10 protein-coding genes are annotated in these 9,779 nt (G+C 66.9%); 6 read left to right on the forward strand and 4 right to left on the reverse strand.

Annotated elements, in window-relative coordinates; genetic code table 11:
* Window positions 1-19: 19 nt before the first annotated feature.
* Together UUA_RS16770 and miaB are read right to left on the reverse strand one after the other, a co-directional pair.
* On the reverse strand, window positions 20-1,039 hold the full coding sequence (locus tag UUA_RS16770; protein WP_008439057.1) for a PhoH family protein: 1,020 nt from the start codon (window positions 1,037-1,039) through the stop codon (window positions 20-22).
* Between the two features lie 128 nt (window positions 1,040-1,167).
* Window positions 1,168-2,511, reverse strand: a complete 1,344-nt coding sequence (miaB, locus tag UUA_RS16775; protein WP_008439059.1) for a tRNA (N6-isopentenyl adenosine(37)-C2)-methylthiotransferase MiaB — start codon at window positions 2,509-2,511, stop codon at window positions 1,168-1,170.
* A gap of 320 nt (window positions 2,512-2,831) precedes the next feature.
* On the opposite strand from miaB, the gene UUA_RS16780 reads away from it, so the two are divergent.
* Window positions 2,832-3,866, forward strand: coding sequence for a lytic transglycosylase domain-containing protein (locus UUA_RS16780; RefSeq protein WP_008439061.1), 1,035 nt, complete (start codon window positions 2,832-2,834; stop codon window positions 3,864-3,866).
* 3 nt (window positions 3,867-3,869) lie between these two features.
* On the opposite strand, the gene UUA_RS16785 is transcribed toward UUA_RS16780, so the two are convergent.
* Window positions 3,870-5,051 (reverse strand): S1C family serine protease, encoded by a 1,182-nt coding sequence (locus tag UUA_RS16785; RefSeq protein ID WP_008439062.1) that lies wholly within the window; start codon window positions 5,049-5,051, stop codon window positions 3,870-3,872.
* A 162-nt stretch (window positions 5,052-5,213) separates the two neighbouring features.
* Here UUA_RS16785 and petA point away from each other — a divergent pair, with 162 nt between their 5' ends.
* The 5 genes from petA (at window position 5,214) to UUA_RS16810 (ending at window position 9,028) form a co-directional block, all read left to right on the forward strand.
* Window positions 5,214-5,819 (forward strand): ubiquinol-cytochrome c reductase iron-sulfur subunit, encoded by a 606-nt coding sequence (petA, locus tag UUA_RS16790; RefSeq protein WP_008439063.1) that lies wholly within the window; start codon window positions 5,214-5,216, stop codon window positions 5,817-5,819.
* A complete protein-coding gene (locus UUA_RS16795) occupies window positions 5,819-7,120 on the forward strand; it encodes a cytochrome b (protein WP_008439065.1) in 1,302 nt (433 codons plus the stop codon). Before petA ends, UUA_RS16795 begins: the two co-directional genes overlap by 1 nt.
* 13 nt (window positions 7,121-7,133) lie before the next feature.
* Complete coding sequence (locus UUA_RS16800) at window positions 7,134-7,874, forward strand: cytochrome c1 (protein WP_008439066.1); 741 nt, start codon at window positions 7,134-7,136, stop codon at window positions 7,872-7,874.
* A 73-nt stretch (window positions 7,875-7,947) separates the two neighbouring features.
* Window positions 7,948-8,586: a glutathione S-transferase N-terminal domain-containing protein gene (locus UUA_RS16805; protein WP_008439070.1), complete on the forward strand. Its 639-nt coding sequence runs from the start codon at window positions 7,948-7,950 to the stop codon at window positions 8,584-8,586.
* Window positions 8,573-9,028 carry a ClpXP protease specificity-enhancing factor gene (locus UUA_RS16810; RefSeq protein WP_008439085.1) on the forward strand — a complete coding sequence of 152 codons (456 nt, stop codon included), beginning with the start codon at window positions 8,573-8,575 and terminating at the stop codon, window positions 9,026-9,028. Before UUA_RS16805 ends, UUA_RS16810 begins: the two co-directional genes overlap by 14 nt.
* 46 nt (window positions 9,029-9,074) lie before the next feature.
* Here UUA_RS16810 and UUA_RS16815 read toward each other — a convergent pair whose 3' ends face one another.
* A complete protein-coding gene (locus UUA_RS16815; protein WP_008439087.1) occupies window positions 9,075-9,470 on the reverse strand; it encodes a DUF3301 domain-containing protein in 396 nt (131 codons plus the stop codon).
* Between the last annotated feature and the right edge of the window lie 309 nt (window positions 9,471-9,779).

Genomic DNA, 9,779 nt, shown 5'->3' on the forward strand with positions numbered 1-9,779 from the left:
TCCGTGGCAGCGATACGGTTCAGAGAGCCGGATTCGATTGTTCCCGATTCCCTATTCCTGATTCTCCATTCCCTGCCTCCTCGAACGCCTCGTAGGCGCGCACGATCTTCGCCACCAGCGGATGGCGCACCACGTCGCGCGAGGTGAAGAAGGTGAAGCTGATGCCGTCCACGCCGCGCAAGACTTCGACCGCCTGGCGCAGGCCCGAACGGGTACTGCGCGGCAGGTCGACCTGGGTGACGTCGCCGGTGATTACCGCCACCGTGCCGAACCCGATGCGCGTCAGGAACATCTTCATCTGCTCGACCGTGGTGTTCTGCGCCTCGTCGAGGATCACGTAGGAATCGTTCAAAGTGCGTCCGCGCATGTAGGCCAGCGGCGCGATCTCGATCACGTTGCGCTCGATCAGCTTGGCGACCTTCTCGAAGCCGAGCATCTCGTACAGCGCGTCGTACAGCGGGCGCAGGTAGGGGTCGACTTTTTGCGACAGGTCGCCGGGCAGGAAGCCCAGCTTCTCGCCGGCCTCGACCGCCGGTCGCACCAGGATCAGCCGTTGCACCCGGTTCGCCTCCAGTGCCTCGACCGCGCTGGCCACCGCCAGGTAGGTCTTGCCGGTGCCGGCCGGACCCACGCCGAAGTTGATGTCGTGGCTGGCGATCGCGTGCAGGTAGCGCGCCTGGTTCGGGCCGCGGCCCTTGATCACCCCGCGCTTGACCTTGATCGCCACTTCCTGGGCGTCTTCGGCGGCGGCCTCGGTGATCGCGTCGATGCCGGATTCGGCCAGCTGCAGGTTGATCCGCGCGCCGGTCAGCACCTCGTTCCCGGTGGCGGCGTACAGCGCGCGCAACACTTTCTCGGTGGCCTTGGCGGGCGCCTCCTCGCCGATCACCTGGAAGATGCTGCCGCGGTGGTTGATCTCCACGCCCAGGCGCAGCTCCACCTGGCGCAGGTGCTCGTCGAACGCCCCGCACAGGTTGGCGAGGCGGGCGTTGTCTTCGGGGTCGAGGGTGAAATCGCGCTGGTTGAGGCCGTTGGTCATGGATACGTGTCGAATGCGTGTTCCTGTGGGCGTCATTCCCGCGACAGCGGGAATCCATTTCGTCGAAGCATCAAGCTCAAGCCGGACTCCCGCTTTCGGGGGGCGGCGGTGGCACGCGAGGGGCGGGCTCAAGCGGTCGCGACGTCGGCCGTTTGCACCCGCCCGCGCAGCGAATTGCTCATCGCGTCGGTGATCACCACATCGACGAACTGGCCGATCAGGCGCGGGTGGCCGGCGAAGTTCACGTAGCGCATGTTCTCGGTGCGGCCGCTGAGTTCGTTGGGGTTGCGCGTGCTGGGCTTTTCCACCAGCACGCGCTGCACGGAGCCGACCATCGCCTCGTTGATCTTCTTCGCGTTCGCGTTGATCGCGGCCTGCAGGCGCGCGAGGCGCTCATGCTTGACCGCCATCGGTGTGTCGTCGGCGAGCTTGGCCGCCGGCGTGCCGGGGCGCGAGGAGAAGATGAAGGTGAAGCTCTGGTCGAAGCCGATGTCGTCGACCAGCTTCATGGTCTTCTCGAAATCCTCGTCGCTCTCGCCGGGGAAGCCGACGATGATGTCGGTGGACACGCAGATGTCCGGCCGCACCGCGCGCAGCTTGCGGATCTTCTGCTTGAATTCCAGCGCGGTGTAGCCACGCTTCATCGCCGAAAGGATGCGGTCGGAGCCGGCCTGCACCGGCAGGTGCAGGTAGTTCGCCAGCTGCGGCACGTTGGCATAGGCCTCGATCAGCGAATCGGAGAACTCCAGCGGATGCGAGGTGGTGAAGCGGATGCGGCCGATGCCGTCGATCTGCGCGATCGCGTGGATCAGCACGGCGAGGTCGGCGATGCCGCCGTCGAAGGTGGGACCCCGGTACGCGTTGACGTTCTGGCCGAGCAGGTTCACCTCGCGCACGCCCTGCGCGGCGAGCTTGGCCACTTCCACCAGCACGTCGTCGAATGGACGGCTGATCTCCTCGCCGCGGGTGTAGGGCACCACGCAATAGCTGCAGTACTTCGAGCAGCCTTCCATGATCGAGACGAAGGCGGTGGGGCCTTCCGCGCGCGGTTCGGGCAGGCAGTCGAACTTCTCGATCTCGGGGAAGCTGATGTCCACCTGCGGCTTGCCGCTGGCGCGCTGCGCCTCGATCAGCTGCGGCAGGCGATGCAGGGTCTGCGGGCCGAATACCAGGTCGACGTAGGGCGCGCGCTTGACGATCGCCTCGCCTTCCTGCGATGCCACGCAGCCGCCGACGCCGATCAGCACCGGCTTGCCGTCCTTCTTGTGCTGCTTCCAGCGGCCGAGCTGGCTGAACACTTTCTCCTGCGCCTTCTCGCGGATCGAGCAGGTGTTGATCAGGATCACGTCCGCCTCGGACTCGTCCTGGGTCAGCTCCAGCCCGTGCGAGGCCTTGAGCACATCGGCCATCTTGGCCGAGTCGTACTCGTTCATCTGGCAGCCGTGGGTCTTGATGAAAAGTTTGCCACTCATGGGCGTGGGGTACCGTGATTCGTGAGGCCGGACGCGCCATCCGGTGAACCGCGCAGTCTACCCCCCTGCCGGCGCCGCCGCCAGCAATTCGGCATGGCGGATCAATCACTTGCGGAGCAGGCGCGGTGGCGTGGCCGGTACCTGCAGGCACCGGAACGCTGCGTGGCGCACGGAATCGCCGGTCCGCACTTGGCGCGGGCGTCCGCCGGCGGCACACTGCGCCCATGTTCGGCGTCGCAAGCCAAGGGGGAAGCGCCGATCGGCCTGCCGGGGGCTTCCCAACACGTTCGATCCTTTGCGGGATCGCGTTCGGCTGTGCCTTGCTGTGGTGGCCGGCGGCGCGGGCTGGTGTCCTCTACCAGTGCACCGGCGCCAGTGGCGAGGCGGTATTCAGCAGCAGCAAGGCCGGCTACCGCAGTTGCAAGGCGATCAGCAGTTACGCCGCGCCCGCGCCCGCGCCACGCCGCCGGGCGCTGCCGCGGGCGACGGTGGACAAGGTGGCCGGCTCGGCCGCAACCACGGCGCGCCGCCTGGCGGCGGACGGTGCCGAGGTGACCTCGCTGACTGGCGTGCGCGGCACGGTCGAGACCAGCGCGCACCGCATCGGCGAGGCCCCGGTGAAGCAGGCCTCGCCGGCCGCGGTGCAGGGCTCGGCGGTGAGCAGTGCGAGGCTTCCGGCCGCCGCCGGCAAATCCGGCCGGCGGGACTATCGCGAAGCGCCAACGGCCACGCCGGCGGCGGACAATCCGGCAGACCGGGTCCTGCGCGGTGCGGTGTACCGCATCGTGCGCGCGGACGGCAGCGTGGAGTACACCAACTTGGCGCCGGCCGGCGGCAAGGGGCGTGCGGTGACCATGCTGTTCACCTACATCGCTACCTGTGCCGCCTGCAACCTGCATTCGACGATCCGCTGGGGCAGCGTGTCGCTCAACCTCACCGCGTATGCCGACACCATCCGTGCCGCCAGCATCGAGTACGGCGTCGACGAGGCATTCCTGCGCGCGGTCATCCACGCCGAGAGCGCGTTCAACCCGCGCGCGCTGTCGCTCAAGGGCGCGCAGGGGCTGATGCAGCTGATGCCGGGCACGGCCAGCGACATGGGCGTGCTGGACGCGTTCGACTCCGACCAGAACATCCGCGGCGGCGCGCGCTACCTGAGCCTGCTGTTGCGCGACTTCGACGGCAACGAGCGACTGGCCGCGGCCGCCTACAACGCCGGCCCCGGCGCGGTGCAGCGCTACAAGGGCGTGCCGCCGTACGCCGAGACCCAGGTCTACGTGGAGCGGGTGGGCACCTTGCGCCGGCGCTACGGCACAGCGATCCACCCACCGCTGGCGTCGCGCGGGCCGGGCTGAAGATCAGCTGTCCGGCATGCTGCCGACGCTCATGGCTGGGCGCTGGACCGGCGTAACTTCGAGGTGGAACGGGCTGCCGTTGCGCAGGCCGGAGATCGTCACCGTGCTGCCCGGCTTGAGCGCCGCCTCGCGCCGGCGCAGGTCGGTCGGGTCGAGGATGTCGTCGGTACCGATGCGCAGCAGGATGTCGCGCGGGCGGATGCCGGCCAGCGCGGCCGGGCTGCCGGGATAGACCATGGTGACCAGCGCGCCGCGCGCCGCCCCAGGCAGCCCGCCGTTGGCGGCCACCGGCACGAACGCGTAGTCGGCGCCAAGCCAGCCGCGCACCACATGGCCGGTGGCGATGATCTGGTCCAGCACCTTCTTGGCCGTGGTGACCGGGATCGCGAAGCCGATGCCTTCGGCACCGGCGGCCTTGCCGATCAGCAGGGTGTTGATGCCGACCAGTTCGCCCTCGGCGTTGACCAGCGCGCCGCCGGAGTTGCCCAGGTTGATGGCTGCGTCGGTCTGGATGAAATCCTCGGCGCTGGAGCTGTTCAACTGGCGGCCGATCGCGCTGACGATGCCCATGGTGACGGTCTGGTTGAGGCCGAGCGGGTTGCCGATCGCCAGCACCACGTCGCCTGGCCGCAGCGGCTGCCCGGCGATGTGGATCACCGGCAGGTTGCTGGCGTCGATCTTCAGCACCGCCAGGTCGGATTCCTCGTCGGCACCGACCAGGCTGGCCTTGGCGATGCGGCCGTCGTACAGCAGCACCTGGATGTCGGCCGCGTGCGCGATCACGTGGTTGTTGGTCAACACGTAGCCCTGGCCCTGCGCGCTGACGATCACGCCGGAGCCGAGCGTCTGCTCGCGATGCTGGAAGGTGGTGGGCTGGCCGCCGAACAATTGCTGCAGTACCGGGTTGTCGTACATCCGCACGGCCTGCTCGGTGACGATCCGGTTGGCGTAGATGTTGACCACCGAGGGCGCCGCGGCCGCCACCGCGTCGGCGTAGGAGACCGGGCCGTGGCCCGGTTGGGCCGGCGTGGCCGGGGCGGCGGACGGCGTCGTCGGCCTCAGGCCGAAACGTTCGCGCAGGTGCTCACCGCTGCCGGGCCAGAACAGGCCGACCACGAAGGCCATGGCCAGTCCGAGGATGGCGAAGCGCGCGATGAAGAGGAGCGTGCCGGCGGCATGTTTCATGTCGAAAGAAAAAGGTCCCGGCAATCGTGGCGAGTGTTGCGGCGGCTGGACTTCGCCGCGACGCGGTTTATTGTACGGGGCGGGGGCTGACGCTACACTAACGCGATTTTTGCGGGGTCCCAAACCCCACCTGGCATGGCATTGCAAGTACCGGAGAGCCTGATGGCGAACGAAGTCGTCGATCATGGCCGCCGTCGTTTTCTGACAGCAACCACCTCGGTGGTTGGTGGCATCGGAATCGTCGCGGCGGCTGTGCCCTTCATCAAGTCGTGGGAACCCAGCGCGCGCGCCAAGGCCGCTGGTGCTCCGGTCACCCAGTCGCTGGCCAAGATCGAGGCGGGGCAGATGCTCACCGTGTCGTGGCGCAGCCTGCCGGTGTTCGTGCTCAACCGCACCAAGGCGCAGCTCGCCACGCTGCCGATGGTCGACTCTCGTCTGGTGGACCCCAAGTCCGACGGCGGCTCCGCCGACCAGCAGCCGAAGTACGCGCAGAACGAAGCGCGCTCGATCAAGCCGGAATGGCTGGTGGTCATCGGCATCTGCACGCACCTGGGCTGCGTGCCCGACTTCGTGCCGGAGATCAAGCCCGAGCCGTTCGACCCGGACTGGAAGGGCGGTTTCTACTGCCCCTGCCACAAGTCGCGCTATGACCTGGCCGGCCGCGTCTACGCCGGCGTGCCGGCGCCGAAGAACCTGCCGGTGCCGCCGTACCATTTCATCGACGACAGCACCATCCAGATTGGCGTGGATCCGAAGGAGGCTGGCTAATGGCCAACGTATTCACGAGCATCGGCGATTGGGTCACCGAACGGGCACCCGGCATGATGCCGATGTACCGCAAGCACATGACCGAGTACTACGCGCCGAAGAACTTCAACCTCTGGTACTACTTCGGTTCGCTGGCGCTGTTGGTGCTGGTCAACCAGATCGTCACCGGCATCTTCCTCACCATGAACTACAACCCGAGCGCGGCGGGAGCCTTCGCCTCGGTCGAGTACATCATGCGTGACGTGGAGTGGGGCTGGCTGATCCGCTACATGCACTCCACCGGCGCCTCGCTGTTCTTCGTGGTGGTGTTCCTGCACATGTTCCGCGGCATCATGTACGGCTCGTACAAGAAGCCGCGCGAGCTGGTGTGGCTGCTCGGCATGCTGATCTTCCTGGTGCTGATGGCCGAAGCGTTCATGGGCTACGTGCTGCCGTGGGGCAACATGTCGTTCTGGGGCGCCAAGGTGATCATCTCGCTGTTCGGCACCATCCCCTACATCGGCGACGCGCTGGTGGAGTGGATCATGGGCGACTTCCTGCCGGCCGACGCCACGCTCAACCGCTTCTTCGCGCTGCACGTGGTCGCGCTGCCGCTCGTGCTGCTGCTGCTGGTGGTGCTGCATCTGGCCGCGCTGCACGAGGTGGGTTCGAACAACCCCGACGGCGTGGAGATCAAGAAGGGTCCCAAGGGCAACCGCTGGGACGCAACGAAGCCGACTGACGGCATCCCGTTCCACCCGTACTACACGGTGAAGGACCTGGTTGGCGTGGGCTTCTTCCTGCTGATCGCCGCCTTCATCATCTTCTTCGCGCCGACCTTGGGCGGCTGGTTTCTGGAGCACGACAACTTCATCCCGGCCAACAATCTGGCGACGCCGTTGCACATCAAGCCGGTGTGGTACTTCACCCCGTTCTACGCGATCGTGCGCATGATCCCGTCCTTCCTCGGCTCGGCTGTGTGGGGCGTGATCGCGATGTTCGGTGCGATCGCGGTGTTGTTCCTGCTGCCGTGGCTCGATCGTGGCAAGGTGAAGTCGGTCCGCTACCGCGGCACCGGTTTCAAGGTGGCGCTGGGGCTATTCGTGGTGTCGTACATCATGCTGGGCGCGGTCGGCGCGGGCGTTACCGCCGAAGTGATCCCGGCGTGGTTCGGCGATGTCGACGTGACGTTCTGGGAGAATCTGTTCGGCCGCGTGATGACGCTGATCTACTTCGGGTTCTTCGCATTCCTTTGGGCCTACACATACTACGGCTGGGAAAAGACCAAGCCGGTTCCGGAACGGGTGACGACGCATGACTAAGCGGCAGCTGCTAATGAAGCGGTACATCTTCCCGGTGGCGTTGGCGTTCGGTCTGGTCGTCGGCGGCGCGCCGGCGCAGGCAGCGGAAGGCGGCGGCCTGCCCCATGCCGGCACCAACGTGCAGGACCAGGCCTCGCTGCAGCGCGGCGCCAAGCTGTTCTTCAACTACTGCGTCGGCTGCCACTCGCTGAAGTACATGCGTTACGAGCGGATCGCCAGCGACCTGGGGCTGACCGAGCAGGACGTGATGCAGAACCTCAACTTCACCGGCGCCAAGTTCGGTGAGACCGTGGTCTCGCACATGCCGGAGGCCGACGCCACCAAGTGGTTCGGCAAGGCTCCGCCGGACCTCTCGCTGGAAGTGCGCGCCAAGGGCGCCGACTGGGTCTACGCCTACCTCAACTCGTTCTACCTGGACCCGAACCGCCCGGTGGGCTGGAACAACACGGTGTTCCCGAACGCGTCGATGCCGTTCCCGTTGTGGGAGTTGCAGGGCCTGCAGACCGCAGTGATGACCGAGGCCAAGCCGGGCGAGGACGCCAGGGTCGAGAAACTGGTGCTGTCGCAGCCGGGCAAGCTGACCCCGGCGCAGTTCCAGCAGGCCAGCCGTGACCTGACCACCTTCCTGGAATACGCTTCCGAGCCGGCTGCCCTGCAGCGCCATCATTACGGCGTCTGGGTGCTGCTGTTCCTGGCGTTCCTCACCTTCCTGCTCGCCATGCTGAAGAAGGAATACTGGAAGGACGTCCACTGAGCAGCCTGGATGGCATTATCCGACTGCGGCGGCCACGAGCCGCCGCAGTCGTCTCACCGATGGGGAATTGCGCATGGTTCCAAGCGCCCGCTCACGCAGCGTATTGACGCTCTACACCACCGCCGACGACGTGCAGTGTCATCGTGCCCGGCTGGTGCTGGCCGCCAAAGGGGTCAGCTACGAGCGGGTACTGGTGGATCCGGCCCGGCCACCGGAGGACCTGGTCGCCCTGAATCCGTATGCCAGCACGCCGACCCTGGTCGACCGCGACCTGACCCTGTTCGACACCTCGGTGGTCTGCGAATACCTCGACGAGCGCTATCCGCACCCGCCGCTGATGCCGATCGACCCGCAGTCGCGCGCGCGCCTGCGGGTGGCCGCGGTGCGCATCGAAAAGGACTGGCTGACCGAGGTGGAGATCATCCGCACCGGCGGGCGGCCCGCCGACGCGGCGCGCAAGCGGCTGCGCGAGCACCTGCTGGCTTCGGTGCCGCTGTTCAAGGCCGCGAAATTCTTCCTCAATCCGGAGATGAGCCTGGCCGACTGCCTGGTGGCACCGGTGATCTGGCGGCTGCCGTGGCTGGGCGTGGAACTGGGGCGCGAGGGCAAGCCGGTGGTCGATTACGGCGAGCGTTTGTTCCACAGTCAGGGTTTTGCGCGCAGCATGACCGATCAGGAAAAGGCGATGCGGCAAATCCATGAGCAAGAATGAAGCGGCGCCGATGAGCTCCAACCGCCCGTACCTGCTGCGGGCGATCTACGACTGGATCAGCGACAACAACCTGACCCCATACGTGCTGGTCGACGCCAGTGTCGCCGGCGTGCGGGTGCCGCCGCAGGTGGTCAAGAACGGCCAGGTGGTGCTCAACCTGGCCATGCGCGCGGTGGCGAACCTCGACCTCGGCAACGAGTGGATCAGCTTCCAGGCGCGCTTTTCCGGGGTCAGCCAGGCGATCCAGATCCCGGTGCAGGCAGTGCTGGCGCTGTATGCGCAGGAGAACGGCCAGGGCATGATGTTTCCGGCCGAGGAAGAGGGCAGCGACACGCCGCCACCCGCTCCCGAACCTGACGATCCCACGCCGGCGCCGGGTGCTGCCGATGCCGGTGGCGACAAGCCGAAGCGCAGCACGCCGCACCTGCGCGTGGTCAAGTAGCAACGGGCTGCCGCGCTCAACGTGCGCGGCGGGGCTCCACTCGTACTCAGTTCAGCCGGTTGCGCGGGCGCAGCGGCACCACATTGCCGGACGCGGCCGTAGTGTTCCGCGCCGCGGCTTCCTCCTGCGGCAGCAATTCGATGGTGGGCAGACTCAGGCTGCTGAGTGCGTTGCCGATCATCCACAGCCGGCCCGGTTCGCGGTCGTGGCCGTCGATACTCACCTCGAAACCGTAGCAGCGCTCGACCCTGCGCAAGCCGTTGACCCGGCGCAGCCGCATGGCGCGCAGGCCGACCGTCTCGTCGAGCAGCTGCAGGCCGTGTTGCTGGCATTGCTGGCGCGCTTCGCGCACGGCGCGTTCGCGCGCGGTGCTGAGTTTCAGCCACAGCCCCACCACAGCGGCAAGCGCCAGCAGCAGCAACAGATTGGAAAGATCGCTCATCCCCGCAGTGTGTGGGCGCGGGCGAATGGGCGCAAGCTCGGCTCAGAGCTTGTGAAGAAAACCACATCCTGTGGTTTTCTTCTGTAGCGAGTCCGGTACACGCCCGGACTCGCTAACATGAACTCGCTCACATGAAACAGCCACTGGCGTGACTGTTTCATGTCCGGCCGTCGGGCAACTGCTCCCGCGTTGCCTCAACTCGGGCATCGGGCATCTGCTCCTGCGTTGCCTCAACTCGGGCATCGGGCAACTGCTCCTGCGTTGCCTCAACTCGGGCATCCATGCCCTCGCCATGCCCTCGCCATGCCC

Source organism: Rhodanobacter thiooxydans LCS2 (genome assembly GCF_000264375.1).
GTDB lineage: Bacteria > Pseudomonadota > Gammaproteobacteria > Xanthomonadales > Rhodanobacteraceae > Rhodanobacter > Rhodanobacter thiooxydans.

What these genes read in the sequence shown, in the direction of transcription:
- petA (WP_008439063.1), top strand. Translation starts at nt 5,214, where the DNA reads ATGGCGAACGAAGTCGTCGATCATGGCCGCCGTCGTTTTCTGACAGCA.
- UUA_RS16815 (WP_008439087.1), bottom strand. Translation starts at nt 9,470, where the DNA reads ATGAGCGATCTTTCCAATCTGTTGCTGCTGCTGGCGCTTGCCGCTGTG.
- UUA_RS16810 (WP_008439085.1), top strand. Translation starts at nt 8,573, where the DNA reads ATGAGCAAGAATGAAGCGGCGCCGATGAGCTCCAACCGCCCGTACCTG.
- miaB (WP_008439059.1), bottom strand. Translation starts at nt 2,511, where the DNA reads ATGAGTGGCAAACTTTTCATCAAGACCCACGGCTGCCAGATGAACGAG.
- UUA_RS16800 (WP_008439066.1), top strand. Translation starts at nt 7,134, where the DNA reads ATGAAGCGGTACATCTTCCCGGTGGCGTTGGCGTTCGGTCTGGTCGTC.
- UUA_RS16795 (WP_008439065.1), top strand. Translation starts at nt 5,819, where the DNA reads ATGGCCAACGTATTCACGAGCATCGGCGATTGGGTCACCGAACGGGCA.
- UUA_RS16785 (WP_008439062.1), bottom strand. Translation starts at nt 5,051, where the DNA reads ATGAAACATGCCGCCGGCACGCTCCTCTTCATCGCGCGCTTCGCCATC.
- UUA_RS16805 (WP_008439070.1), top strand. Translation starts at nt 7,948, where the DNA reads ATGGTTCCAAGCGCCCGCTCACGCAGCGTATTGACGCTCTACACCACC.
- UUA_RS16770 (WP_008439057.1), bottom strand. Translation starts at nt 1,039, where the DNA reads ATGACCAACGGCCTCAACCAGCGCGATTTCACCCTCGACCCCGAAGAC.